Origin of the sequence: Flavobacterium denitrificans DSM 15936, from assembly GCF_000425445.1 — a bacterium.
Taxonomy (GTDB): Bacteria; Bacteroidota; Bacteroidia; order Flavobacteriales; family Flavobacteriaceae; genus Flavobacterium; species Flavobacterium denitrificans.
This window is the reverse complement of record NZ_KE384377.1, coordinates 963,405-988,349: the sequence shown is the minus strand read 5'-3', so window position 1 is coordinate 988,349 and position 24,945 is coordinate 963,405. Positions and strand designations below refer to the sequence as shown.

Genomic DNA, 24,945 nt, shown 5'->3' with positions numbered 1-24,945 from the left:
TTTCTAAAAATCGATTAAAATCAATTTATGAAAGTCATTTTTAATTTATTAATTTTATAAAAATTAACAAATCAATAGACAAAACTAATTCTTTAAATTTATAGGGCTTTGATAATTTTTTTTACTTTAAAACAATAAAATGGAAAGTCTTCCAAAAAACAAAAAAATAGTTCTTTTTGACGGAGTTTGCAACCTCTGCAGTTCTGCGGTACAATTTATTATCAAACATGACAAAAAAGATATTTTCAGATTTGTTGCACTGCAATCTGATTTAGGAATTTCAATCTGCAAACATTTGGGAATTAGTTTTTCAAAAATGGATAGCATTATCTTATATGATCCAGAAACTGCTTATTTTTATAAATCTTCTGCAATACTTGAAATCGCTAAAAATTTTGGTGGCCTTTGGAAATTGATCCCAATTTTTAGAATCGTACCAATTTTTATAAGCGACAGAATTTATGATTATGTTGCGAAGAATCGATACAATTGGTATGGCAAAAAAGAAAGTTGTATGATTCCTACTCCAGAATTGAAATCTAAGTTTTTGTAAAATTTTAAACTCCAATTTAGCTCAATCTTTTCATTTCGACGAAGGAGAAATCTTCGCAAGTAGCTCGACAAAGCCTGCTCAACAGTGAAAAGTTTCTCATGAAGATTTCTCCTTCGTCGAAATTGACAAACAAAACGGAAAAACTTAATAAAACAAAAATCCCAAATTCACTAATAAATTGGAATTTGGGATTTTATATTTGAAATTGATTAGAAAAATTATCTAATCAATTTTCTGTATTTAATACGTTTTGGAGTCAAATCATTACCAAGACGTTTCTTTTTGTTTTCTTCATATTCAGTAAAACTTCCTTCGAAGAAATAAACTTCAGAATCCCCTTCAAAAGCTAGAATGTGCGTACAAATTCTATCTAAGAACCATCTGTCGTGAGAAATAATTACGGCACAACCAGCAAAATTCTCCAAACCTTCCTCAAGTGCACGAAGCGTATTTACGTCAAGATCATTCGTAGGCTCATCCAGTAAAAGTACGTTTCCTTCTTCTTTCAAAGTCATTGCCAAGTGTAAACGGTTACGTTCTCCACCAGAAAGCATTGATACTTTTTTGTTTTGCTCGCCACCACCAAAATTGAAACGTGATAAATAAGCTCTCGAGTTTACTTGCTTACCGCCCATCATAATTAGTTCCTGACCATCTGCAAAGTTTTCCCAAATAGATTTATTCGGATCAATATTAGCGTGCGACTGGTCTACGTAAGCGATTTTTACAGTTTCTCCAACTGAAAATTCTCCGCTGTCTGTAGCTTGCTCACCCATAATCATTTTGAAAATAGTCGATTTACCAGCACCGTTAGGCCCAATAATTCCTACGATACCAGCTTGTGGCAAAGTAAAGTTCAAATTATCGTATAACAATTTATCTCCAAATGCTTTTGCAACATTTTTAGCTTCAATAACATTTGTTCCTAAACGAGGACCATTCGGGATATAAATCTCTAGTTTCTCGTCTAATTGCTTTTGATCTTCATTCAATAATTTGTCATAGTTCTGTAAACGTGCTTTTTGTTTTGTCTGACGACCTTTTGCACCTTGACGAACCCACTCCAACTCACGCTCTAAAGTTTTTCTACGTTTAGAAGCTACTTTTTCTTCTTGAGCCAAACGGTTTGATTTTTGATCCAACCAAGAAGAATAATTTCCTTTCCATGGAATACCTTCTCCTCTATCTAACTCTAAAATCCATCCAGCAACATTATCCAAGAAATAACGGTCGTGTGTTACAGCAATTACAGTTCCAGAATATTGTGCCAAGTGTTGCTCTAACCAAAGAACCGACTCAGCATCAAGATGGTTGGTAGGCTCATCCAAAAGCAATACATCTGGTTGTTGCAATAACAAACGACATAAAGCTACACGACGACGCTCACCTCCAGAAAGGTTTTTAATCGGCGTATCACCTTCTGGCGTACGCAATGCATCCATTGCAATTTCTAATTTTGTATCGATTTCCCAAGCACCAAGAGCATCAATTTTATCTTGCAAAGCTGCCTGACGGTCCATCAATTTATCCATTTTATCTTGATCCTCATAATATTCTGGAAGACCAAATAAATCATTGATTTGATTGTACTCTTCTAAAACTGCCATTGTTTCTGCTGCTCCTTCACGAACAATTTCAATAACTGTTTTAGAATCATCAAGAATTGGCTCTTGCTCTAAGTAACCTACAGTATAACCAGGTTGAAAAACTACATCACCTTGATAGTTTTTATCAACACCTGCAATAATTTTTAAAAGAGAAGATTTTCCAGAACCGTTAAGACCTAAAATACCAATTTTAGCTCCATAAAAGAAACTTAAATAAATATTTTTAAGTACCGGTTTGTCTGCTCCTTGATAGGTTTTACTCAATTTCTGCATTGAGAAAATTACTTTCTTATCGTCTGACATTTGTTTTTATTTTTTATTTATATTGTTTATTATGATCAAAAACAGATTAAACTCTTCCTTTCAAAGCATTGAATACCCAAGCATTAGCAAAGAAACCAACTCCAACAGCACCAAATCCCCAACCCGAAACATCACTGTATCTAAAAACCCCTAGACCAATTAGTAACAATCCCATAAGCACCATTATTAAAGTGGCCCATCCTAAAATGGTATTTTTATTCATTCCCATAATTGTGTAATTATTTTTTAATCTGATTATTTTTTTAGAAAGGCAAATATCGTGAATTATTACGGCTTAATTAAATATTTTATAAAGCATTTCTTTTAGCAAATCAGATTGTGGCAATGCATTTGCTCCTACTCCTTTGCTTTTTACGTCAATATCGCGCAAAGCTCCAACTATTTGACTTACTTTTCGCATGGGATAATTTTTCACAGCCAAATCATATTCTTTTAAAAAATAAGGATTTACGCCCAGTGCCGACGCAACATTTTTTGGGTTTTTATCTTTAAGTCCGTGGTATTTCAAAAGTTGAACAAAGAATCCAAATACCAATCCTGTTGTCATTACTAATGGATATTCTTTTGGATTGTGGGCAAAATTTTCAGCAATTTTATATGCCTTTAATTGGTTGCGTTCTCCAATGGCTTTTCGAAGTTCAAAAACATTATAGTCTTTACTGAAACCAATATTTTCTTCAATATGTTCAGCCGTAATCATCGTGCCTTGTGGCAAAATAATCTGTAGTTTTTCAAGTTCATTATTGATTTTACTCAAATCTGTCCCTAAAAACTCAACCAACATAGCATTTGCTTTTGGATCGATGGTATATTTTTTTCCAGCCAAAACACGTTTTATCCAATCGCCGACTTGATTTTCGTAAAGTTTCTTGCTTTCATAAACCAATCCATTCTGAGCTAATACTTTAGTTACTTTTTTACGTTTGTCTAATGTTTTATATTTGTAACAAAAAACCAACACCGTAGTCTCCATTGGATTATTGGCATATGCTTCTAATTTATCGATATTCCTGGACAAATCCTGCGCTTCTTTCACAATAACAACCTGACGATCAGCCATCATAGGATAGCGCTTGGCCGTTGAAACAATATCTTCAACAGAAACATCTCTTCCGTACAAAACTGTCTGATTGAAACCCTTTTCCTCTTCTGCAAGAACATTGTCTTCAATATATTGAGATAATTTATCTATATAATAAGGTTCTTCACCCATCAAAAAATAAATCGGCTTAATATTTCCTGCCTTGATATCATTTACAATCTTTACAACTTCGTCCATTAAATTAAGTTTTCAGTATTCAGTGTCAGTTTTCAGTATTATTCAAAAATAAATAATTGACTAATTTTCAAATTGACCAATTTTCAAATTATATTTGCTTTATGCAGCAATTAAATTTTCCAACCTATAGTTTTCGATTCAAAAATAGCGAAAATAAAGTGTCAATTTTTGATGAAATCAGAAAAAAATTTATCATTCTTACCCCAGAAGAATGGGTTCGCCAACATGTTGTTCATTATTTATTGAATGAAAAAAAGTATCCAAAATCACTAATCAACGTTGAGAAAGTTTTAAAAGTCAACGGATTAAGAAAAAGATACGATGTTGTAGTTTTTAATTCTGACGGTTCTATACATATATTAGTAGAATGCAAAGCGCCAGAGGTGAAAATATCTCAAGCAACTTTTGACCAAATTGCCCGTTACAATATGACAATGCAGGCACGGTTTTTGAATGTCACAAACGGACTAAACCATTTTTATTGTCAAATGGATTTTGAAAACGAAAAATATGAGTTTTTGAGAAACCTGCCAGACTATAAAGAAAACCATTAAAATAATAATTTAAGAACTTTTGGATAAAATAGCAGTTGTCATTTTAAATTGGAACGGAGTAAAATTGCTGGAGCAGTTTTTACCATCTGTTATTCAATTTTCAGATGGAGCAACAATATATGTTGCCGACAATTATTCTACAGATAATTCAGTTGAATTTGTTCAACAAAATTTCCCTACAATTAAAATTGTAAAAAACTCCGGAAATTACGGCTTTGCAAAAGGTTATAATGATGCTTTGAAACATATTGACGCTGAAATTTATGCTTTAGTAAATTCGGATATTGAAGTGACCGAAAATTGGCTAAATCCGATACTAGAAACTTTTGAATCTGAGAAACAAACTGCAATTATTCAGCCAAAAATTCTTGACTTTAAAAACAAAGAATATTTTGAATATGCTGGAGGTGCAGGCGGGTTTATTGATAAATATGGTTTTCCTTTCTGTCGTGGACGAATTTTCGATACAGTAGAAAAAGACAGCGGGCAATACAATGATAATTGCGAATTGTTCTGGGCATCAGGCGCTTGTTTTTTTATCAGAAAAGAAATTTATCACGAATTAGGAGGCTTCGATGAAAGTTTCTTTGCTCATCAAGAAGAAATCGATTTATGCTGGCGTGCCACAAACGAAGGACATATCATCAAATACAACTCACAATCTGTTGTTTATCATGTTGGAGGAGCGACTTTACAGCAAGGAAATCCAAGAAAAACATTTTTGAATTTCAGAAACTCATTGTTGATGCTTGTCAAAAATTTGCCTAAAAAAGGACTGTTTTTCACCATTTTCTTCAGAATGGTTTTAGATGGAATTGCAGGTATCCGTTTTCTTACACAGGGAAAATTCAGACACACTTTTGCCATTTTAAAAGCGCACTTCTCTTTTTATTGCCTATCTTTAATGTATTTGAAAAAGAGAAAAGATTTTCAAATACAGCAATACTATACCGTAAAAAGTATCGTTTACCTTTATTACATAAAGAAATTACTGGTTTTTAAAGAAATCTTTAACAGTAATCAAAATATTAAAAACTAAATTTGTAATCAACGTTTAATTAAATATAATACCTATGAGAAAAATAGTTATCGCACTATCAGTATTAATGGCCTTAACTTCATGTGTTTCTAAAAAGCAATACGCTGCACTTGAAGCTAAGAACAAAGAGACACAAGACTTATTAAACTCTTGTACTGTGAAATTAAATTCTTGTCTAGAAGAAAAAGCTGGATTAGCTGCTACAGTTGAAGGTTTGAAATCACATAATCAAGATTTAATCAATAGCTCTAAAGATTTGACTGTTTTAACTACTAAAGGAGCAGAAAACCTTGAAAAATCTCTAGAAAGCTTAAAAGAGAAAGATTTGAAAATCTCAAGACTTCAAGATGCTCTTACGAAAAAAGACAGTGTAACTTTAGCATTAGTTACAAGTTTAAAAGGAGCTGTTGGAATCAACGATCCAGATATCGAAATCAATGTTGAAAAAGGAGTTGTATTTATTTCTATCGCTGATAAATTATTATTCAAAAGCGGAAGTTATGACGTAAGCGACAAAGCAAAATCTGTTTTGGCTAAAGTTGCTAAAGTTGTAAACGACAAACCTGATTTTGAATGTATGGTTGAAGGACACACTGATGATGTTCCATACAAAAGCAACGGAATTATCTTAGACAACTGGGATTTAAGTGTTAAGCGTTCTACTTCTATCGTTCGTGTATTAACAAATGATCTTGGAGTGAATCCTGCAAAATTAATTGCTGCTGGTAGAAGTTCTTACGTGCCATTAGTTGCTAATGACAGCGCTGAGAATAAAGCTCGTAACAGGAGAACTCGTATTGTGGTTATGCCAAAAATCGATCAATTCTACGATATGATTGAAAAAGAAATGAAAAAACAAGCAAAATAATCCTTGTTTGACATATCATAAAACAGAAAAAGCAGGTCAAATGACCTGCTTTTATGTATCCTTAATTTTTTTAATAACCAATTAAATATAAATCAAGAATAGCATTATTTTTAATCAACTAACTAAATTTTAACTATACTAAAGTTAATGATTATTTTTTAACATTTATACGATTTAAGTTTTTTTTTACAAATACCCCATGTTCCTCATTTTTTATTAAGATTAAATTTTATTCGATCCCATAATTTAAAGGCAGCATGTCTCCAACTCTCTTTTCTGAAATTTTCCCTGAGAAAAGTATATCTTCAATGTTTGAATTATTTCCATACTTATAAATATAAAAACTATTTGTTTCAAAAGTGATTTTTGATGCTTCTTTTTTATCAAATACAAGATTATAAACAGCTACAACATTTTTTGTGTTCAGATTTGTAGTTTCACTTTTATTCTCCGGAATCAATTCTACTTTTGCAAAATCTACTCCTTTAATTATTTTGAAGCATTTAGTAGGATCCTGATGATACTTACCTTTAAACAATAAAAACTTCTTTGCGTCCCAGTCATTATCTGCTAAATTTCTGAAAAACTGAATTTGAGATCCTTGAAATGTTTTTTCTCGTTTTTTCAAAACTTTTGGGCTATTATCAATTTCTTCAAATCGGCTTACACCACCATAAAAATTCTTAAAAGCATCTATTGAATTAATACTAAATCTATTAAAAGAAACTTCAAAAATTACCAGTTCAAAATCAATTTTGTATCCTAAGGCTGGATTTATAATTATCAAAGGTTTATCTGAAGAAGCTGTAAAAAGCAAATTCTTTTTATCATAATTAAATTTAATATCATCTTCGTTTTTAATGATAGCTGATTTTGCATTACTAGTTGTTCCTAAAAAATATTCTCTAAACAACTTTAATTTCTGAGCTCTTGTAAACTCATTATTATTGCTAACAACAACTTCTTTAAGCTCATTTTCCGAAATCTTCATTACAATATTTAATGGCTTAGAAACATCTAAACCTGACAGATATTCTGTCTGATACCCCATCGAACTAATCACTAAAATATTATTAGCATTAGGTTCATACTTGATAGAAAATTTTCCATCAGCATCTGAAACCGTTGAAATTGTCGTACCATCATAGTAAATATTTACCCCTTCTAATGGAATATTACCTTTACCTGTAATTTTACCGTTAAGATTATGTTGCGAAAATATAGTGACTGCAGAAAACAAAAACAAAAGAGTAAATAATTTTTTCATTAAAGTCAAAAGGTTTGATTAATTATTAGCTAATTAACCAAACCTTTTTGTATTTTCCTAGACATTCTGTTTCTTTTCTTACAAAATATCAATATCGCCTTTTCCTTCTCTCACGATAACTGGCTCATGTTCTGAAAGGTCAATTATCGTTGAACCAACATTATCGCCATAACCTCCATCAATTACCATGTCTACAAGATTTTGCCATTTCTCGAAAATCAATTCAGGATCTGTTGTATATTCAATTACATCATCGTCATCACGAATAGAAGTTGAAACCACCGGATTTCCAAGCTGACGAACAATCTCTAAAATGATATTATTATCTGGAACACGAATACCAACAGTAGTTTTCTTTTTAAACTCTTTTGGCAAATTGTTATTTCCTGGCAAAATAAATGTGTATGGCCCCGGCAATGCTCTTTTCAGAATTTTGAAAGTTGATGTATCAATCTGACGAACATAATCTGATAAATTGCTCAAATCATGACAAATAAACGAGAAATTTGCTTTTTCTAATTTTACACCTTTGATTTTAGCAATTTTCTCCAGCGCACGCGAATTGGTAATATCACAACCCAAACCATAGACAGTATCTGTTGGGTAAATTACCAAACCTCCATTCTGAAGCACTTTCACCACTTTTGCAATCGCAGCTTCACTAGGTTTATCGGAATATATTTTTATGAATTCAGCCATTTTGTTTTTGTTTTAAGTTTAATTTGTTTCAGGTTTCAAGTTTCAAGTTACTCGATAGCAACTTGAAACCTGAAACTTAAAACTTGAAACATTTTTTATCCTACAACATCTAATTTAGCGAATCTTAACAACAATTTCTTAATTCCGCCAACTTCAAATTTAATTTCAGCTTTTTTATCTGCGCCAACACCTTCTAAATTAATTACTTCGCCTTTTCCAAAACGTTCGTGCATTACAACATTTCCAACCGTTAATTTGCTGTCAAATAAATTCGTTGCACTTGCATTCGGATTCGTTCCAGTAACCGGTTTCAATTTACGAATATTCAAATCCGGTTTCGGATTATTATCTGTAATATGTTTGGGAGGCGTTCCTCCAACTGGCTTAGATAATCGTAGTTTTGATTTATCAACATCTCCAAAAATATCACCGTCAATTGGTGATTTGTAACGATAATTAGTTTCAGAAGGAGTCAAATATTCCAAATACTGACCATCAATTTCCTCAATAAAACGAGAAGGTTCGCTATCTGTAAGTTTTCCCCAACGGTAACGCGACTGTGCATAAGTCAAATACGCTTGGTGTTCTGCACGCGTTAACGCCACATAAAACAAACGACGCTCTTCTTCCAATTCACTTCTGGTACTCATACTCATCGCACTCGGAAACAAATCTTCCTCCATCCCCACCACAAAAACGTGCGGAAACTCCAATCCTTTCGCTAAGTGTATTGTCATCAAAGCTACACGATCTTCATCGTTGGTATCTTTATCTAAATCGGTTGCCAAAGCTACATCTTCCATAAATTCAGAAAGTGCACCTCTTGCTCCGTCAATTTCTCTCTGTCCTTCAGTAAAATCTTTGATACCATTTAAAAGTTCTTCGATATTCTGAATTTTAGCCATTCCTTCCGGAGTCGCATCTTTCTTTAATTCCTGAACCAAACCGGTTTTCTTCGCAACGTGATCTGTTATATAAAAAGCATCCTGATTTTGATCAATCACCTGAAAACTCTGAATCATCGTAACAAAATCTTTCAATTTGTTCTTTGTTCCCGCATTCAGTTTCAAATCGATTTTATCAATATTCACCATTACTTCCCAAATCGAGCGTTTGTAATGATTTGCTGCAATGGTTAATTTTTCAACAGTTGTATCTCCAATTCCACGGGCCGGATAATTGATCACACGAATCAAAGCTTCTTCGTCTTTTGGGTTCAAAACTAAACGCAAATAACATAAAACGTCTTTGATTTCTTTACGTTGGTAGAAAGACAAGCCGCCATAAATTCGATACGGAATATCACGTTTTCTTAGCGCATCCTCCATTGCACGTGATTGCGCATTCGTTCTATACAAAATCGCAAAAGCGCCATTGTGCAATTGATTCTGCATTTTCTGCTCAAAAATCGTACTTGCAACAAAACGGCCTTCTTCAGCATCTGTCAAACTTCTGTGGACTTTAATTTTGGGTCCAAATTCATTCGCCGTCCAAACTACTTTATCAAGCTTTGTTTTATTATGATCCATTACAGTATTTGCCGCTTCAACAATATTTCTTGTCGAACGGTAATTCTGCTCCAAACGAAACATTACCACGCCTTCATAATCTTTCTGGAAGTTCAAAATATTATTGATATTCGCACCACGGAAAGCATAAATACTCTGCGCATCATCTCCAACCACGCAAATATTCTGAAATTTATCAGATAAAGCCCTAACGATCAAATACTGAGAATGATTCGTATCTTGGTACTCATCAACCAAAATGTATCGGAAACGATTTTGGTATTTCGCTAAAACTTCAGGAAAACGTGTCAGCAATTCATTTGTTTTCAACAATAAATCATCAAAATCCATTGCGCCGGCTTTAAAACAGCGCTCTACATATTGCTGATAAATTTCACCCAATCTTGGTCTTTTTGCCATTGCATCAGCTTCAACCAATTCTGGATTATTAAAATAAGCTTTTACTGTAATCAAGCTGTTTTTATAACTTGATATACGTCCTAAAATTTGTTTAGGTTTATAAATATCACGATCCAATTGCATTTCTTTAATAATTGAAGAAATCAATCTCGCCGAATCCTGAGAATCATAAATAGTAAAATTGGAAGGATAACCCAAATGATCTGATTCTGCTCTAAGAATACGAGCAAAAATAGAGTGAAACGTTCCCATCCAAAGGTTTTTCGCTTCAGATGCTCCCACAATATCCGAAATCCTGTGTTTCATTTCCCTCGCCGCTTTATTGGTAAAAGTCAGCGACAAAATATTAAATGCATCAATTCCCTGATGCATCAAATAAGCAATTCTAATCGTTAAAACTCGGGTTTTTCCCGAACCTGCACCAGCAATAATAATCATTGGCCCGTCTTTCTTCAAAACAGGCGCTCTCTGTGCTTCGTTGAGCTGGTCAATATATTTCTGCATGTAATTTATCTCCTTTATATGCAAAAATAAGAATTAAAACTCTAAATAGCTACTAAAATGCTATCTCGAAGCTTCGGGACTAAGATGCTAAGTTTTTTCTTTTTATGAAGCCAATCAAAAGGCATTTTTTCACGCATGGGGTCCCGCTTTCGGCTATATCTCTTCGCTCCGCTGCGAGGATACCGCCTCAATCGGGGCTAGAAAACAAACAATTGGTATTTCTAACATATTTTGAAAGAAAATTCTTTAAAAAATCTATATTTACAAAAATTAATAGTGATATATGGTTGTAAAATTAACGGAAAACGCAGAAAAAACATTTTCTCAAATTACAAGTAAATATAGCGATCTCAGAGCGGCTAAATTTTCAAATCAAACTATAAGTACGATAGAAATGATTTTACAAAATAATAAGATTGGCTCAAAATATAAAAAAACTTCTTTCAGAAAGTTTCTAATAACTAATCAGGTATATTTGTTTTATACAATTGAAAAACAAATTATATATATTGTTCTATTCTGGGATAATAAGAGAAATCCTTTAGAATTAGACGTTATACTTAGCTCTTAATTTTTGTTTGAAATCTTCAAAATCAATTGTTCTACCTGCTTTTATATCTTCTTCGCTTTTTTGAAGTTCCTGCATTAGAATTTCTTCAGGAAACAATAACGAAGTAATCAACTTTACTTCTTGATGTGTAAAACTATTTGATTTTAATTTTCTATAATAGGTCGCATGTTTTAACCCTAATTTTTGAATAAAAAATTCAGCTTTATAGTAAGATTTACCAATTAATTCTGGTAATGAATTAATGTAATTCTCATAATTTTCAACTATTTCTATCATTTTAAATAATTTTAATTCTCAAATAATAATACAAAAATAATCATTTCACAATAATAAAAATATTTTTTCAGAATATAATTACAAAAACAAAACTTAGAACCTTAGCCTCTTAGCAACTTAGAATCTTATTTAAAAAACACATCGTAAGCAAATCGAATCAGCGTTCCCACAACAACTATCAAAAAGAAAATTCTAATAAAACTATTTCCTTTATTGATAGCCAGTTTTGCTCCTAACCATCCTCCAAGTCCGTTGCTAATTGCCATTGGGATTGCAATTGCCCAGATTATTTTTCCCTTGATCATAAAAAGACAAATCGAACCAAAATTCGTAGCCAAATTTACCATTTTGGCATTCGCGGAAGCGTGCAAAAAATCAAAACCTAAAAGCGCAATGAAAGCTACAACAAAAAAACTTCCTGTTCCGGGACCAATAAATCCGTCATAAAACCCAACAATCATACTGATTACAACGGCATACATAATTTGCGTTGTTTCAGAATGTTCTTTGGCTTCATGTTGTCCAAAATTCTTTTTTGCATAAGTATAAATAAACAATAAAGACAAAACCACCAGTAAAAGTGGTTTCATAAAATCGTTGCTCACAAGTGTCAAAACAGTAGATCCCAAAAATGCCGAAGGAACTGCCAAACACATCATAATCAAAAGCAACTTCCATTCAATAACTACTTTTTTCAGATATTGAAAAGCAGCAAAAGCGGTTCCTGTAAATGCCGGAATTTTCAATGAACCAATTACGGTAGAAACTGGAAGATTTGGCAATAAAACCAATCCCATCGGAGTTTGAATTAATCCGCCACCGCCCACAATGGCATCAATAAAACCTGCCGCAAAAGCGGCTAAACAAAGCAAAATAATTATATATGAATCCATTAAAAGTATGTTTCGGTAGATTTTGAAAAACTAATTGCAAAAGTAAGGCTTTCCGTTTTGTCTATTACCAAAAAATTAAAACGGATTTCTCCTCAAAAAGTATATTTTTGCTAAAAAATTAACCCAAATGAATTTTACAAGAATTATAGAATTAGCCAGTTATACTTTACCTGCAATTGTAACCGGATTTGTAGCTTACAGTTTTTTTGAACTGCATATCAAAAACAACGACAAAAAACGCGCTTTTTTATTAAACAGAGATTATCAAAAACAATCTTTGCCAATACGTTTACAAGCTTACGAACGTATGACTTTGTTTTTGGAACGTATCAATTTGACAAAATTATTGATCAGAATTTCACCAATTTCTCAAAATAAAAACGATTACGAAAACTATGTAATCGATCAAATCGAACAAGAATTCGAACATAATTTAACGCAACAAATTTATATGTCTGATGAATGTTGGACGATTATCACAACGGCAAAAAACGCTACAATTCAAATGATACGCAAAGCGGCAATGAGTGATAAAGTTGAAAATGCTGATAAATTGCGTGAGGTTATTTTGAACGATTTACTAGAGAAACAATCTCCAAGTAATGCCGCTTTAGGTTTCATCAAAAATGAAGTTGCTGAACTTTGGTAGAAATAAATTTTAGATTTTAGAATTCAGATTTTAGATACAAGTAATAAATCTAAAATCTGAATTCTAAAATCTAAAATCATCTATTATCACTCATAACTTCCGATTTATTCTGAGCATATTCATAACCTTGTTCCCACCATTCCTTCATTATTTCTTTATTAAAAATTAAAGCGTTATCAGTAAGCTTTGTGGGCGTGTAGTATAAATTAAGTTTTACATCTTTATTGTTTGCCATAAGTTTTCCTATAGCAATATCATGCTTTTCAACCTGATCTAAAGCAATTCGGAACAAATCGATCATTAATGAAAATGGATTCTTCCCAATTACTGTTTTAGTAGTATTTACTTCAGTTTCTAAAATAATGACATCAATTTCAGTAGCGCCGCGATTAATGGCTTCACGAATCGGAACTAAACTCGAGAATCCACCATCACCATATTCGTAATTATTTTTCTCAACTATACTCATAAACGGAACATAATTACTTGAAATCCAAGACCACTCTATAAACTCTTCGTAACTGCATTCTTTAACAGATTTATATTCCGATTCATTTTTGGTGAAATTGGTTACCGTAACGACAACATCGGTTTTTAGTTTTTTAAGCTTATTAAAATCTGACAAGGAGAAATTATTCTTAATATATTTCTTCAATCCTTTGCTTTCGCCAAAAGTCCTTTTTCCTCTAAAAAACTGACGTATAACGTTGAAGTGATTAATCGTAACGATATCAACACCTTCTTTGTTTTTAACCACAAACGGACAAATATTAAAAATACTCGCCATAGTGACATTAGTATAAACCGAATGAATTTTTTTGATATGCCCTAAAGCCAAATGCGGAATAAGCAAACTCCCTGTAGAAGTGCCTAAAAACAAATCGTATTCATAATTTTTCTCTTCGATCAAATACTGCGCAACTCCGCCGGCGAATGCGCCTTTACTTCCGCCGCCAGAAATAACTAATGCTCTCATATATGGTATTGTAGGTTCTTTTTTAGAGAATAGAAGAAAGAAGCAAGAACAAAGACTTTCTTTAAAAGTGAAATCTTGCTTCTTTACTCTATTCTCTATGCTCTATCTTCTATTTTCTATCCTCTATCTTCTATTTTCTATATTCTATGTTCTATTTTCTATATTCTATTCTCATTTTCATTCTTTCAGCAAACGATTCAATTGGAACTGTTCATCGGGGGTCAAATTAGGCAAAATTCTTTCAAACGAAGCACGCATTTCGGAATTTTTTAATAACATTCTGATCGTATCTCTTCCAAATTTTGAAAATTGCCACATATGATGTGTTGTGGAAGCAACTAAGTTACTCAAAACCTGATCGTTGATAATTTTAAACGCAATAAGTTTTTCAAGCGCATTTTGTCTGGTTGTCGCTTCGTATTTAGTGGTAGAAAAATTAATTAATTCTGCGGCAAGTTCGTCTGGATTTCCTGCGTAATCTGGCGTAGATAGTGCCAGCGAAAGCCACATTGTACGAAGATTATAATCGTTAAAACCAATCCAACTTTTTGATTTGTCCAAATATGCTGTTCGGTGTTCTGGAAAATTTCTCCACAACCAATACAATGCGATTTCTTGTGTTTGATATGATTTATCGTCTAGCAAAGTTTCATATTCACTTCTGAAATCTTCTGGAATTTTATTTAAACTTTCAGCAACAGTTTGACGAATTTGAATATCATTTGTTTTCATTGCAATAATTAACAATTCTTTTTTTGCTTCATATTTCTCATTTTCCAATTGATCAATAATCGCTTCTTTCACAGAATGATAAACATCTGAATTCAAAGTTTTAATAAAGAAATCTTTCTTTTCGGCAAGGGGTGTTTTTTTAAATTTATCGACTTCTAACCTGATTTGAATCGCTTTGTTTTTACTCAACAAAGCATTTGCTGTTGGTGTATCAAAAACGGTTGATTCCAGCCAAGTTTTTTGAAATTTTTCCAAATCGAAATTGGAGACTTTTCTAATTTCATCGAAGAAATTTTCTGTATTTACAGTTTGATAGGCATATTTTTTCAAATAACTTTTTATTGCTTTTTTAAATGCTCTGTCTCCGATTGATTCATGCAAAACAAAAAGCGCCCAAGCTCCTTTTTCATAAAAAGTAAGCGAACTAGCTTTTGGATTCAAAACCGGAATTGTATCGGTTCTTGAAGCAAATTTTATTTGTTGTGCTGTGTCGTAAAGTTTCGAATAAAAATAATCTTCGCCAAAAATATCGCGTTCAGCCAAAGCGGCATAATAAGTCGCAAAACCTTCTTGAAGCCAATGATGCTTACTGCTTTCGGCCGTAATCAAATCTCCAAACCAATGGTGAGCCAATTCATGCGCATCAACATTTGTATAATTTCGATCTATAAAACCTATAGAATCAACCACATAACGAGTAGCAAAAAGTGTAGAAGTTGTATTTTCCATTCCCGCATACAAAAAATCCCTAACTGGAATTTGTCTGTAAATTTTCCAAGGATATTTCACTCCGATTTCTTTCTCCAAAAAATCAAAAATACGTTTTGAATATCGGTAAGTTGATTCAAAACGCGACACATCTTTATTTTCTAAATAATATTCAAGCGGAATATTAGTTTTAGATTCCGATATTTTTTTGTCGTATTTCCCGATAGCAAGCATTAAAACATAGGAACTCATTGGCTTTTCCATTTCATATTGCCAATGAAATGAATTTCCTTTTTGTGTTTTTTCCTTTAAAATTCCGTTTGAGACAACTTGATAAGCGGCATCATAAGTTATTCCTAGGTTAAAAACCAATTTTTCATTTACATCGTCAAAACTCGGAAACCAATTGCTCGTGTATCTTCCCTGCCCTTGCGTCCAGATTTGAACTTCTTTATTCTCAATATCAACAAAATAAAGTGCCTGTTTTGGTTTTGCGTTGTAAGTAAAAGTCAAATGATTTTTTCCCTTCTGAAAACTATTGATAATTTGTAATTCTTTGCCTGTATTATTGAAAGCAACATTTTTTCCATCAATTTGAACATTAGAAAATTCCATGTTCTTTGCATCGATTTTTATAGTATCAATCGGTTGAAGAACATCAAAATCAAAATCGACATTTCCAGAAATTGTTTTTTGAGAGCTGTTTATCGATAATTGCCCTGAAACAGATTTAAAATCAACATATTTTATTTGTTGGCCAAAAGCGAAAGTCGTTATAAAAAGAAAAAGGTATTTCATTGAAATTTTGAATTAATTGAATCCGTCTCCCAAGATCGTGGATTATTTTTAATATAACTATAAATGGTTTCAAATCTTTTATAATTCTTAACAAGATGATCGTGGTAGTTTGCCTGCCAAATAGATTCAGAACCATTTATTTGTTTTGTTGTAATGGACTTGAAAATTGCGACAAATAATGAAATGGAATTTGGTCGACGTCCTAAATTCGATTCAGATTTTTTTTCATCTCTATTGTCACGTAGAGACGCACTGCCGTACGCCTCTACAATATGTGTCGTGGATTCTAAATCATTGTTTGAAATATTTCCATTTTGAATTTCTATCAATAAATGAATATGATTTGGCATAATAACCCCATTATGGAAAAACCAATTTTCACGAATTTTAATTGATTTTAAAAGTTCTGTCTCAATAATTCTACCCTTTTCATTTAAAATCATTTTATCATCTTCAATCGACCCAAAAAGGCACTCTCTATTTTTTGTAACTATTGTGATAAAATATACTGTTTCACTTGAATAATCCAATTCTTCAACCTAATTGAATCGGTTTTGAATTTATCTTTATATAATGACATATTTTGGCGTGTAAAATCCCAAAGTTACAAACCTTTAATCAACAAATAGAATGAAATTTGTAAGTTTACCATTTAAAATTCTAAATCGTGTCTACACCTAAAAAAGCCCTATTCAACTGGAGCAGCGGAAAAGATTCTGCTCTTTCTTTATTTAAAATTCTACAAAATCCTGTATATCAAATCGAATATTTGCTTACAAGCGTAAATCAGCAATTTCAGCGAATTTCAATGCATGGTGTTCGCATTGAGTTGTTGGAAGCGCAAGCAAAAAGCATCGGAATTCCATTAAAAATCTTGCAAATTCCAGAAATGCCAACCATGGAAGTTTATGAAGATGTAATGTGCAAAGCCTTAACCGAATTAAAAGAGGAAGGCATTTCTCATTCTGTTTTTGGTGATATTTTTTTAGAAGATTTGAGAAAGTATCGCGAAGATCAATTGGCAAAATTGGGATTTGAAGGCGTTTTCCCAATTTGGAAAATTCCTTCTCAAGATTTGATTCAGGAATTTATTTCGTTGGGTTTTAAAACTATTGTAGTTTGCGTAAACGAAAAATATTTAGATCAAAGTTTTGTAGGCCGAATTATCGATCAGGATTTCATAAATGATTTACCTGAAAATGTAGATGTCTGCGGAGAAAACGGCGAATTTCATACTTTCGCTTTTGACGGGCCAATTTTCTCGAAACCAGTTGATTTTGAAATTGGAGAAATTGTATACAGAAAATATGAAAAACCAAAAACTGACAATTCTTCAAACACCGCTTGCGATACAAATGATAAAACTGCTTTTGATTACGGATTTTGGTACTGTGATTTGATTCCGAAATAATTTGCTACTAATCGCAGATCCCTTCTTTAAAATAATCATCGGCTTCAGATTCTCCTAAATCTGAAGCTATTTTTAAATCGGCACATCCACCAGCATAATCTTTTAATTTAGTATATCTCACAAGCGCGCGATTTAGATAAGCGTAACCAAATTTTTCATCTAATTTTATTGCATTATTAAAGTCTAAAATTGATTTATTAATTTCATTGATTTCATAATAACCTCGACCACGATACGCATAAGGTTCTGGGTTTGTAGGATTTATTTGAATTGCGGTTGTGTAATCTAAAATTGCTTGCTTATATTTTTTCAAATCCATCTACGCACTTCCTCTTGAAATGTAAGCAGTTTGATAATTTTTATTCAGCTGTATTGCTTTATCATAATCTTCTATTGCATCCGTTAATTTTTTTCCTCTCTGTTTAAAATATCCTGAATAATAGTAATATTTCTCAACTAATAGATTTGGCCTTTTCCATATTGAAAAACCTATTAGCATTGCTACAATTAAAACAAAAATGAATAGCGGTTTTATTATTTTGTTTTGCATATTTTTTTGGCTATTCATTATACATTGCAAGCAGGTTCGTAACCGTATTCCAGTTTCGAATTGTAACAATAACGTTAAGTTTTTTCTCAATGTATTTGCCTTCAAGCCTAGTTTTTCCTGCACCTACAGCATATTTTATAAAAATCCTGTTGCCATCAATACTTGCTTCATCTGGCTTAAACTGACTGATTTTTAGATCGTTTATATTTTCACTTTTCAAAATAGTAGAAACAAAGGCAACATAAAGCTTTTTGGTATCCAAATCTTTTTCTTTTAGAAACGGACTATTCTTAAAACATAATTCTAAATCTTCCTTCGTAATTACAATTACAGGAACTTCATGCCCAAAAACTTTGAAAATTTCCTGTTTTATCATGAAACCAACTTTTGCGGCATCTTCTTCACTGTCTACAAAAACATTTCCAGATTGCAGATAAGTTCGAATATTTTGAAAACCAATATTTTCCAACATAGTTTTCAAAGCATCCATTTTCATCATATTATGACCCGACACGTTGATGCCGCGTAAAAGAGCTAAGTGTGTTTTCATTTTTGCAAGTGTTTAAAAAAAGCACTCAATCCTAAAATTGAATGCTTTTAATTGTAAAACAAACTTACGTTTTTTATTTTTCTTTTGTAAATATTCCGTAACGATCACACATTCCCGCCTGATCTACTAAATTCCCGGAATCATTCAACGTAAAAGCTTCTTCTAAAGTGCCACCTATGCAGGTTGATATCCAGTCATTTTTGCTTGGATAAGTTAAATGAAAATGAGTTCCTGAATCATTTTTTATGATTTGAAACGTACCTGAAAAAGACACATTTTTTTCATAAGGTATCATTTTAACAAAAGTCATGTCTTCCTTAAAAACATAATAAGGTTCCAAAGTGCCAATACTATTTGCTGCGGGATTAGACACGCGAACCCATTTTCCGTAATAATCTGAATTGGCCACAGCCTTGTTGTCCTTATCATCATTAGAACAAGAAACAAGTGAAATAAAAAACACTAATAAAAGTCCTATTTTCTTCATTTTTATAGTTTTTGATGGTTTAGTATTAACAAGACTTTACTTTCTTGAAATGGTTGCGCCTTGAATTAGCAACTTAACGATAAGTTAATATTCAAATATTTGAAAACCATAATTCATTTTCGAAATTCCCAATTAAAATCTATCTTCGCTTTTTCAAAAAAAGACAAAAAAAATAGAAGCAAGAAAATGGATTTTGTTTTTGCTCTATATTCTTTGTTCTATTTTCTAAAATCTAAGCCAGTTTAAAATCTCAGAAGTCTAAAAAATGTCTAACAATCTTCTTGAAACCCCAATCGAATACCTAAAAGGCGTTGGCCCAAGTCGTGGCCAGTTGCTTCGCAAGGAATTGGGAATTCATAAATATGGGGATTTAGTTAATTTTTTTCCGAATAGATACATTGACAGAACACGTTATTACAAGATTAACGAACTGCAGAATACAGGGACAGAAGTTCAAATTATTGGAAAAATCATCAATATTAAAACAGTTGAGTTTGCTAAAAACAAAAAGCGTTTAGTAGCCACTTTCGTCGATGATACTGGACAGATTGACCTGAATTGGTTTCAAGGACATAAATGGATTCGTGAGAGTCTAAAACTGAATGAGACTTTAGTAATTTTTGGAAAATGCTCGCTTTATGGAAGCCAATTTAGTATGGCGCATCCAGAAATTGAGCTTTTAAGTGAACACGAAAAAAGTCTTCGTTCAGCGATGCAACCGGTTTATCCTTCTACAGAAACTCTTGCAAACCGAGGAATTTCGAATAGAACTATCAATAAACTAATGGAACAATTGTTTATTGAGACCCAGGCATTGTTTACGGAAACTTTTCCTCCGTATTTGATCGAAGAATTGAAATTAATTCCAAAAAGAGCGGCTTTATTCAATATTCATTTCCCAAAAAGCACTGAAATTTTGGCGAAAGCCCAATTCCGATTAAAATTTGAGGAATTGTTTTTTATTCAGCTTCAATTAATTACTAAAAATTTAATTAGAAAGCATAAAATAAAAGGCCATCCGTTTACTAAAGTAGGTGAACTTTTCAATGCATTTTATCAAAATCATTTGCCTTTTGATTTGACCGGCGCCCAAAAAAGAGTACTAAAAGAAATCCGTACCGACATGGGTAGCAATGCCCAAATGAATCGTTTGCTTCAAGGTGATGTGGGTTCAGGAAAAACGATTGTAGCATTTATGAGTATGCTTTTGGCAATTGATAACGGTTTTCAAGCTTGTTTGATGGCTCCAACCGAAATTTTGGCCAATCAGCATTTTATTGGATTATCAGCATTTGCTAATACTTTAAATATTAATATCCGAATATTGACCGGTTCTACTAAAACTTCTGAACGAAAAATTATTCATGAAGAACTGGAAAACGGAAGTCTACAAATTATAATTGGAACTCATGCTTTATTAGAAGACAAAGTGAAATTCCAAAATTTAGGCTTATCTATTATTGATGAACAGCATCGTTTTGGTGTAGAACAACGCTCAAAATTGTGGAAGAAAAATGAAATCCCGCCACATGTTTTAGTGATGACAGCAACACCAATTCCGAGAACTTTAGCGATGAGTTTGTATGGCGATTTGGACATTTCTGTAATTGACGAATTACCGCCAGGAAGAAAACCAATTCAAACCGTTCACCGCTATGACACTAACCGACTGAAAGTCTGGAAATTCCTTCGCGATGAAATTGCAAAAGGCAGACAAATTTATATTGTTTATCCGTTGATTCAAGAATCTGAAAAAATGGACTACAAAGATTTAATGGATGGCTACGAAAGCATTTCAAGAGATTTTCCATTGCCACAATATTCGATTTCTATTCTGCACGGAAAAATGAAACCTGCAGATAAAGATGCTGAAATGAAACGATTTTCAGAAGGAAAAACCAATATCATGGTCGCAACAACTGTAATTGAAGTTGGCGTAAATGTGCCAAATGCGAGCGTTATGATTATTGAAAGCGCTGAACGTTTTGGCCTCTCACAATTGCATCAATTGCGCGGGCGCGTGGGTCGTGGCGCCGAGCAGAGTTATTGCATTTTAATGACCAGCCATAAATTGAGCTCCGACAGCAAAATAAGAATGGAAACAATGGTTGGCACAAATGATGGTTTTGAAATTGCCGAAGTCGATCTTAAGCTTCGCGGTCCCGGCGATATGATGGGAACACAGCAAAGTGGCGTTTTAAACCTACAAATTGCTGATATTGTAAAGGATCGAGAAATCTTGTCAGTAGCGAGAAACTATGCTATGAAAATTCTTAGAGAAGACAGTGCACTTCAAAAGCCAGAGCACTCGGTTTTAAAAGCTGTTTTTATTGAATTAACCAAAAAGAAAAATATTTGGAATTATATTAGTTAGCTTTTTTTAGGAACAAAGGCTCAAAGTTACAAAGTTCCAAAGGTTTTGATCCACTTGAAACTTGTAACCTGAAACTTGTAACTTTAAAAAAAAATCCCCGTTATAGCAGGGAATTCTATTATCTATAAATTCTGCATTAATTCTATTTTCTTTTATGCCTTTACTTTTAAATTCAACTAAAAAAATATTTTAATTTTTGTCAAGTTAATTATTGATTCGGGTTTGTTTTGCCAGTGATCGCTTTGAAATGAATATCGTTTACAAGATTATCAATTTTTTTAGCACTTTCCTTCATCATTTCAAGGTAATTCAAGAGCTGGTCATTGTCTGTATGCCCTTTTGAAACATCGATCAGCTTTAAAACAGAGCTTACCGGCATTTTTAAATCTAAAGTTGTTTTATGGATAAAATCGTTATATTCTTTGGTTGCAATTATTGAGTTGAATTTTGCAGAAGCCAATTTGATGTTTTCCAATTCATATTCATCAGAAATTTTAGTAATATGATCGTGACTGTGCGTTTTAAAATAATATGCCCAATAACCATTCATAAAAAATACTGCGTTTGCCAGTACGATGTGCACTAAAAAAGTTTCAAGATCAAAACTTACCTGCGAAAAATAAATCTGAAATCCATTTGCATCATTGTAAACATAATTTTGAAGATAAGCCAAAGTTCCATGATGCAAAATCACTAAAAGAGCAAGTGGAATTTGAAGTTTCCAATTTTGATAAATAATCAAAATTGTACTGGCGACAAACACTGTAAAGTGCATTTCAAACAAGCCATGCATTTGATATATATATTGAGCCATAAAAATTGCCAGCACAACCGAAAGAACGTATTGATAAAATTTAGAATTTTTGACACACAATTTGGCCGAATAATAAGCCAGCAAATTTAGAGTTCCTACTCCTGCCCCGATTTCCCAAGTGTCATATTTAAAAGACAATGCAATTCCGAGAAGAAAATAAACAGCAAGAACATAATTGATAATTACGTCCGATTTTTCTGTCATCGTTGACATAAAACTGCGCAGGTAGTCCCGCTCATGCAAACTAGCTTTTGTTTTCATAAATAGGTAATTAAGGGGTTAGATTTATTTAGTGCATTTTGGTAATGAACATCCGTAAGCTCGCATTGCCAAAGCATCAAATGATGGGGCATTTGTTTTTTTTAGTAACATTTCTATTGCCTGCTCGGCATAATTAGTTTCCGCATCCGTACAATATCTAGTTTTGTTATAATTTCCTCTAAAATAGAGTTTCTGCGAACTATCAATGAGCGCAGCCTGCGGTGTGGAGAATACACCACAATTTTTAGCAATTGTCTCGTCAAAATAAACCGGAATTTCAGCATTAAATTTTCGCTGGATTTCTCCTATTGTGACACTTTTTTCGTTGTTTATGACAACAATTTTAAAATTAACGCGATTACCATATTTTTTTATCAGTTCGCTGACGTGAGGAATATTAAAACGCGAACAAGGGCACTCTGGGTTAAAAAAATGAATAAAAACAGGTTTCTGATCTATTGTGCAACACTTTAAATCAATCTTGCTTCCCATTGCTACGGGATGATAATCTTCAGGAATTGGCGTTGGCAGACTATATTGAAATTCATTTTTCCAAAACAAAACAGAAATAGCTGCAAGAAGTAAAGAAAACCATAAGCCAAGGAGTAATTTTTTCATCATAACAAATAGATTTTGATTTAAAAAAAATAAACACTTGTTAATTTTAAAATTTCACACAACAAAAAATAAAACCACAAAACAAATTAAAAAACTTACATTTATCTGTGACATCACAGAAAAAATGACATAATAGAAACTAGAATACAATCGTTTTGTTTAACCTTATCAAGTTTACAAATAAAATAAATAAAGCGCAAAATAATTGAGTTAAAATGCGCTCTAAAAAAAACAACGTAATCTTTTTCTTAGTTTTTAAACACGTATTTTTACGCTTTTTATAAACAAAAACCTACGTTAAATTTTTAATTTTTAAAGATTAATTTTAAATGATATCGATTTGATATAAATAAAAATTATTTGATTTTTTTTCTTTCCTATTAAACCATTGTAAAGAGAAACAGTCTAACCTTATTAGCAATGCAAAAACTTGTACATACAAATGTTAAATAAAGACTAAGCTCTTTCGTTTTCGTATCAAAAAGTTAAATTTGTTAGCTACAAAAACAAAAACCCAAAAAAACATATCACTTTAATTTTATGAAAGTAAAAAACCTAATTTACGCCTTGATAATTATTGTTTTAGGAGGATTTATTGCCTACAGAATAATGTCCAACAAAAGCAAAAATGATGAATCAAAAAAGTCTGGTGACAAAGACAAACCAACAACTGTAACAGGAATTGTTGTAAAAACAGCCACTTTTGATAATAATTTATCTTTATCAGGATCGATCGAAGCTAATGAGCAAATAGAAATCAGAAGTGAGGTTTCTGGAATTGTTGAAGGTATTTACTTTAACGAGGGAAGCTATGTAAATAAAGGTCAAGTACTTTTTAAAGTGAATGATATTGAGTTGAGAGCACAACTGCGTCAAGCACAAACAAGAGAAGGTTTGGCTGCTGAAAATGAAAGAAGAGCAAAACTATTGCTTCAAAAAGAAGCGATCAGCCAAGAAGAATTTGATGTAGCAAACGCCGATTATGCTTCTGCAAAAGCACAAACACAATTAATCAAAGCCCAAATTTCAAAAACCTCTGTAAAAGCTCCTTTTTCAGGAAAAATTGGTTTGCGTTCTATTTCACCAGGAACTTACATCACTCCTACTATTTTGGTCGCAAAATTAGTGAACATGGGCAAAGTAAAAATCACCTTCTCTATTCCTGAAAAATATGCTACACAAGTAAACAACGGATCAAATATTGATTTCACTGTTTCGGGTTCAGACAAAGTGTACAATGCTAAAATTTATGCAATTGAACCTGAAGTTGCCATTGCAACACGAACTTTACAAATCAGAGCAATTGCTGATAATACTGATGGAAAACTGTTTCCTGGAACTTTTGCAGATGTAAAACTGCCGTTAAACATCATTAAAGATGCAATCGTAGTTCCATCAGAAGCCATTGTGCCAGTACAAAGCGGAAAAAAAGTATACATCTCTGATATGGGCAAAGCCAAAGAAGTTATGGTTGAAGCAACAACTCGTACTGATGCTTCTATTTTAATTTTATCTGGATTAAAAGCTGGTGACACACTTGTTACAAGCGGTGTAATGTCGCTTAAAAATGAGGCTCCAATAAAAGTTAAAATAAAATAGTCGTAAAGTCAAAAGTCATAAAGTCAAAAGTCGTAAGACTTAAATATAGATTTAAA

26 protein-coding genes are annotated in these 24,945 nt (G+C 32.5%); 9 read left to right on the top strand and 17 right to left on the bottom strand.

Annotation, left to right across the window (positions count from 1 at the left end; genetic code table 11):
* Window positions 1-139 precede the first annotated feature (139 nt).
* Complete coding sequence (locus H600_RS0116230) at window positions 140-553, top strand: thiol-disulfide oxidoreductase DCC family protein (protein WP_026729773.1); 414 nt, start codon at window positions 140-142, stop codon at window positions 551-553.
* Window positions 554-771: 218 nt separating this feature from the next.
* Here H600_RS0116230 and ettA read toward each other — a convergent pair whose 3' ends face one another.
* From ettA to holA, 3 genes are all read right to left on the bottom strand, one after another.
* Window positions 772-2,463, bottom strand: coding sequence for an energy-dependent translational throttle protein EttA (gene ettA / locus H600_RS0116225; protein WP_026729772.1), 1,692 nt, complete (start codon window positions 2,461-2,463; stop codon window positions 772-774).
* 46 nt (window positions 2,464-2,509) lie between these two features.
* On the bottom strand, window positions 2,510-2,692 hold the full coding sequence (locus H600_RS22205) for a CAL67264 family membrane protein (RefSeq protein ID WP_035108693.1): 183 nt from the start codon (window positions 2,690-2,692) through the stop codon (window positions 2,510-2,512).
* A 66-nt stretch (window positions 2,693-2,758) separates the two neighbouring features.
* Complete coding sequence (holA, locus tag H600_RS0116215) at window positions 2,759-3,763, bottom strand: DNA polymerase III subunit delta (RefSeq protein WP_026729771.1); 1,005 nt, start codon at window positions 3,761-3,763, stop codon at window positions 2,759-2,761.
* Between the two features lie 101 nt (window positions 3,764-3,864).
* On the opposite strand from holA, the gene H600_RS0116210 reads away from it, so the two are divergent.
* From H600_RS0116210 to H600_RS0116200, 3 genes are read left to right on the top strand one after another with little or no spacing between them, the layout of a single operon-like run.
* On the top strand, window positions 3,865-4,317 hold the full coding sequence (locus H600_RS0116210; RefSeq protein WP_026729770.1) for a type I restriction enzyme HsdR N-terminal domain-containing protein: 453 nt from the start codon (window positions 3,865-3,867) through the stop codon (window positions 4,315-4,317).
* A 19-nt stretch (window positions 4,318-4,336) separates the two neighbouring features.
* Window positions 4,337-5,356 (top strand): glycosyltransferase family 2 protein, encoded by a 1,020-nt coding sequence (locus H600_RS0116205; protein WP_026729769.1) that lies wholly within the window; start codon window positions 4,337-4,339, stop codon window positions 5,354-5,356.
* 34 nt (window positions 5,357-5,390) lie between these two features.
* A complete protein-coding gene (locus H600_RS0116200; RefSeq protein ID WP_026729768.1) occupies window positions 5,391-6,224 on the top strand; it encodes an OmpA/MotB family protein in 834 nt (277 codons plus the stop codon).
* Between the two features lie 229 nt (window positions 6,225-6,453).
* Here the strand turns inward: H600_RS0116200 and H600_RS0116195 are convergent, their stop codons facing one another.
* The 3 genes from H600_RS0116195 to H600_RS0116185 all read right to left on the bottom strand — a co-directional run bounded on the left by H600_RS0116195 (window position 6,454) and on the right by H600_RS0116185 (window position 10,622).
* Window positions 6,454-7,491, bottom strand: coding sequence for a carboxypeptidase-like regulatory domain-containing protein (locus H600_RS0116195; RefSeq protein ID WP_026729767.1), 1,038 nt, complete (start codon window positions 7,489-7,491; stop codon window positions 6,454-6,456).
* A gap of 78 nt (window positions 7,492-7,569) precedes the next feature.
* Complete coding sequence (locus tag H600_RS0116190; RefSeq protein ID WP_026729766.1) at window positions 7,570-8,190, bottom strand: L-threonylcarbamoyladenylate synthase; 621 nt, start codon at window positions 8,188-8,190, stop codon at window positions 7,570-7,572.
* A gap of 95 nt (window positions 8,191-8,285) precedes the next feature.
* Window positions 8,286-10,622, bottom strand: coding sequence for an ATP-dependent helicase (locus H600_RS0116185; protein WP_026729765.1), 2,337 nt, complete (start codon window positions 10,620-10,622; stop codon window positions 8,286-8,288).
* Between the two features lie 283 nt (window positions 10,623-10,905).
* Between H600_RS0116185 and H600_RS23125 the strand changes: the two genes are divergently transcribed.
* Window positions 10,906-11,193 (top strand): type II toxin-antitoxin system RelE/ParE family toxin, encoded by a 288-nt coding sequence (locus H600_RS23125; protein WP_026729764.1) that lies wholly within the window; start codon window positions 10,906-10,908, stop codon window positions 11,191-11,193.
* On the opposite strand, the gene H600_RS0116175 is transcribed toward H600_RS23125, so the two are convergent.
* Together H600_RS0116175 and H600_RS0116170 are read right to left on the bottom strand one after the other, a co-directional pair.
* Complete coding sequence (locus H600_RS0116175; RefSeq protein WP_026729763.1) at window positions 11,170-11,469, bottom strand: hypothetical protein; 300 nt, start codon at window positions 11,467-11,469, stop codon at window positions 11,170-11,172. The two genes, H600_RS23125 and H600_RS0116175, sit on opposite strands and share 24 nt — an antisense overlap.
* Before the next feature lie 125 nt (window positions 11,470-11,594).
* Complete coding sequence (locus H600_RS0116170) at window positions 11,595-12,362, bottom strand: sulfite exporter TauE/SafE family protein (RefSeq protein WP_026729762.1); 768 nt, start codon at window positions 12,360-12,362, stop codon at window positions 11,595-11,597.
* Between the two features lie 127 nt (window positions 12,363-12,489).
* On the opposite strand from H600_RS0116170, the gene H600_RS0116165 reads away from it, so the two are divergent.
* Window positions 12,490-13,011 carry a DUF7935 family protein gene (locus H600_RS0116165; protein ID WP_026729761.1) on the top strand — a complete coding sequence of 174 codons (522 nt, stop codon included), beginning with the start codon at window positions 12,490-12,492 and terminating at the stop codon, window positions 13,009-13,011.
* 76 nt (window positions 13,012-13,087) lie between these two features.
* Here the strand turns inward: H600_RS0116165 and H600_RS0116160 are convergent, their stop codons facing one another.
* The 3 genes from H600_RS0116160 to H600_RS0116150 form a co-directional block, all read right to left on the bottom strand.
* Window positions 13,088-13,987: a patatin-like phospholipase family protein gene (locus H600_RS0116160; RefSeq protein ID WP_026729760.1), complete on the bottom strand. Its 900-nt coding sequence runs from the start codon at window positions 13,985-13,987 to the stop codon at window positions 13,088-13,090.
* Window positions 13,988-14,164: 177 nt separating this feature from the next.
* A complete protein-coding gene (locus H600_RS0116155) occupies window positions 14,165-16,225 on the bottom strand; it encodes a M1 family metallopeptidase (protein WP_026729759.1) in 2,061 nt (686 codons plus the stop codon).
* Window positions 16,222-16,755: a transposase gene (locus tag H600_RS0116150; protein ID WP_157509940.1), complete on the bottom strand. Its 534-nt coding sequence runs from the start codon at window positions 16,753-16,755 to the stop codon at window positions 16,222-16,224. Before H600_RS0116150 ends, H600_RS0116155 begins: the two co-directional genes overlap by 4 nt.
* Window positions 16,756-16,892: 137 nt before the next feature.
* On the opposite strand from H600_RS0116150, the gene H600_RS0116145 reads away from it, so the two are divergent.
* Window positions 16,893-17,636: a Dph6-related ATP pyrophosphatase gene (locus H600_RS0116145; protein ID WP_035108692.1), complete on the top strand. Its 744-nt coding sequence runs from the start codon at window positions 16,893-16,895 to the stop codon at window positions 17,634-17,636.
* A 7-nt stretch (window positions 17,637-17,643) separates the two neighbouring features.
* On the opposite strand, the gene H600_RS0116140 is transcribed toward H600_RS0116145, so the two are convergent.
* The 4 genes from H600_RS0116140 to H600_RS0116125 form a co-directional block, all read right to left on the bottom strand.
* Window positions 17,644-17,955: a tetratricopeptide repeat protein gene (locus H600_RS0116140; protein WP_026729756.1), complete on the bottom strand. Its 312-nt coding sequence runs from the start codon at window positions 17,953-17,955 to the stop codon at window positions 17,644-17,646.
* Entirely contained in the window at window positions 17,956-18,186 is a 231-nt protein-coding gene (locus H600_RS0116135; RefSeq protein WP_157509939.1) for a hypothetical protein, read from the bottom strand.
* A gap of 10 nt (window positions 18,187-18,196) precedes the next feature.
* A complete protein-coding gene (locus H600_RS0116130; protein WP_026729754.1) occupies window positions 18,197-18,736 on the bottom strand; it encodes a DUF1697 domain-containing protein in 540 nt (179 codons plus the stop codon).
* 73 nt (window positions 18,737-18,809) lie between these two features.
* Window positions 18,810-19,223 (bottom strand): hypothetical protein, encoded by a 414-nt coding sequence (locus tag H600_RS0116125; protein WP_026729753.1) that lies wholly within the window; start codon window positions 19,221-19,223, stop codon window positions 18,810-18,812.
* A 265-nt stretch (window positions 19,224-19,488) separates the two neighbouring features.
* Between H600_RS0116125 and recG the strand changes: the two genes are divergently transcribed.
* Window positions 19,489-21,597 (top strand): ATP-dependent DNA helicase RecG, encoded by a 2,109-nt coding sequence (gene recG, locus H600_RS0116120; RefSeq protein ID WP_026729752.1) that lies wholly within the window; start codon window positions 19,489-19,491, stop codon window positions 21,595-21,597.
* A gap of 208 nt (window positions 21,598-21,805) precedes the next feature.
* Here recG and H600_RS0116115 read toward each other — a convergent pair whose 3' ends face one another.
* On the bottom strand, window positions 21,806-22,672 hold the full coding sequence (locus tag H600_RS0116115; protein ID WP_026729751.1) for a hypothetical protein: 867 nt from the start codon (window positions 22,670-22,672) through the stop codon (window positions 21,806-21,808).
* Window positions 22,673-22,696: 24 nt separating this feature from the next.
* Window positions 22,697-23,293: a DUF6436 domain-containing protein gene (locus H600_RS0116110; protein ID WP_026729750.1), complete on the bottom strand. Its 597-nt coding sequence runs from the start codon at window positions 23,291-23,293 to the stop codon at window positions 22,697-22,699.
* A gap of 537 nt (window positions 23,294-23,830) precedes the next feature.
* Between H600_RS0116110 and H600_RS0116105 the strand changes: the two genes are divergently transcribed.
* Window positions 23,831-24,889: an efflux RND transporter periplasmic adaptor subunit gene (locus tag H600_RS0116105; RefSeq protein WP_026729749.1), complete on the top strand. Its 1,059-nt coding sequence runs from the start codon at window positions 23,831-23,833 to the stop codon at window positions 24,887-24,889.
* Window positions 24,890-24,945: the final 56 nt, after the last annotated feature.

What these genes read in the sequence shown, in the direction of transcription:
- H600_RS0116230 (WP_026729773.1), top strand. Translation starts at nt 140, where the DNA reads ATGGAAAGTCTTCCAAAAAACAAAAAAATAGTTCTTTTTGACGGAGTT.
- ettA (WP_026729772.1), bottom strand. Translation starts at nt 2,463, where the DNA reads ATGTCAGACGATAAGAAAGTAATTTTCTCAATGCAGAAATTGAGTAAA.
- H600_RS22205 (WP_035108693.1), bottom strand. Translation starts at nt 2,692, where the DNA reads ATGGGAATGAATAAAAATACCATTTTAGGATGGGCCACTTTAATAATG.
- holA (WP_026729771.1), bottom strand. Translation starts at nt 3,763, where the DNA reads ATGGACGAAGTTGTAAAGATTGTAAATGATATCAAGGCAGGAAATATT.
- H600_RS0116210 (WP_026729770.1), top strand. Translation starts at nt 3,865, where the DNA reads ATGCAGCAATTAAATTTTCCAACCTATAGTTTTCGATTCAAAAATAGC.
- H600_RS0116200 (WP_026729768.1), top strand. Translation starts at nt 5,391, where the DNA reads ATGAGAAAAATAGTTATCGCACTATCAGTATTAATGGCCTTAACTTCA.
- H600_RS0116195 (WP_026729767.1), bottom strand. Translation starts at nt 7,491, where the DNA reads ATGAAAAAATTATTTACTCTTTTGTTTTTGTTTTCTGCAGTCACTATA.
- H600_RS0116190 (WP_026729766.1), bottom strand. Translation starts at nt 8,190, where the DNA reads ATGGCTGAATTCATAAAAATATATTCCGATAAACCTAGTGAAGCTGCG.
- H600_RS0116185 (WP_026729765.1), bottom strand. Translation starts at nt 10,622, where the DNA reads ATGCAGAAATATATTGACCAGCTCAACGAAGCACAGAGAGCGCCTGTT.
- H600_RS23125 (WP_026729764.1), top strand. Translation starts at nt 10,906, where the DNA reads ATGGTTGTAAAATTAACGGAAAACGCAGAAAAAACATTTTCTCAAATT.
- H600_RS0116175 (WP_026729763.1), bottom strand. Translation starts at nt 11,469, where the DNA reads ATGATAGAAATAGTTGAAAATTATGAGAATTACATTAATTCATTACCA.
- H600_RS0116170 (WP_026729762.1), bottom strand. Translation starts at nt 12,362, where the DNA reads ATGGATTCATATATAATTATTTTGCTTTGTTTAGCCGCTTTTGCGGCA.
- H600_RS0116165 (WP_026729761.1), top strand. Translation starts at nt 12,490, where the DNA reads ATGAATTTTACAAGAATTATAGAATTAGCCAGTTATACTTTACCTGCA.
- H600_RS0116160 (WP_026729760.1), bottom strand. Translation starts at nt 13,987, where the DNA reads ATGAGAGCATTAGTTATTTCTGGCGGCGGAAGTAAAGGCGCATTCGCC.
- H600_RS0116155 (WP_026729759.1), bottom strand. Translation starts at nt 16,225, where the DNA reads ATGAAATACCTTTTTCTTTTTATAACGACTTTCGCTTTTGGCCAACAA.
- H600_RS0116140 (WP_026729756.1), bottom strand. Translation starts at nt 17,955, where the DNA reads ATGGATTTGAAAAAATATAAGCAAGCAATTTTAGATTACACAACCGCA.
- H600_RS0116135 (WP_157509939.1), bottom strand. Translation starts at nt 18,186, where the DNA reads ATGCAAAACAAAATAATAAAACCGCTATTCATTTTTGTTTTAATTGTA.
- H600_RS0116130 (WP_026729754.1), bottom strand. Translation starts at nt 18,736, where the DNA reads ATGAAAACACACTTAGCTCTTTTACGCGGCATCAACGTGTCGGGTCAT.
- H600_RS0116125 (WP_026729753.1), bottom strand. Translation starts at nt 19,223, where the DNA reads ATGAAGAAAATAGGACTTTTATTAGTGTTTTTTATTTCACTTGTTTCT.
- recG (WP_026729752.1), top strand. Translation starts at nt 19,489, where the DNA reads ATGTCTAACAATCTTCTTGAAACCCCAATCGAATACCTAAAAGGCGTT.
- H600_RS0116115 (WP_026729751.1), bottom strand. Translation starts at nt 22,672, where the DNA reads ATGAAAACAAAAGCTAGTTTGCATGAGCGGGACTACCTGCGCAGTTTT.
- H600_RS0116110 (WP_026729750.1), bottom strand. Translation starts at nt 23,293, where the DNA reads ATGATGAAAAAATTACTCCTTGGCTTATGGTTTTCTTTACTTCTTGCA.
- H600_RS0116105 (WP_026729749.1), top strand. Translation starts at nt 23,831, where the DNA reads ATGAAAGTAAAAAACCTAATTTACGCCTTGATAATTATTGTTTTAGGA.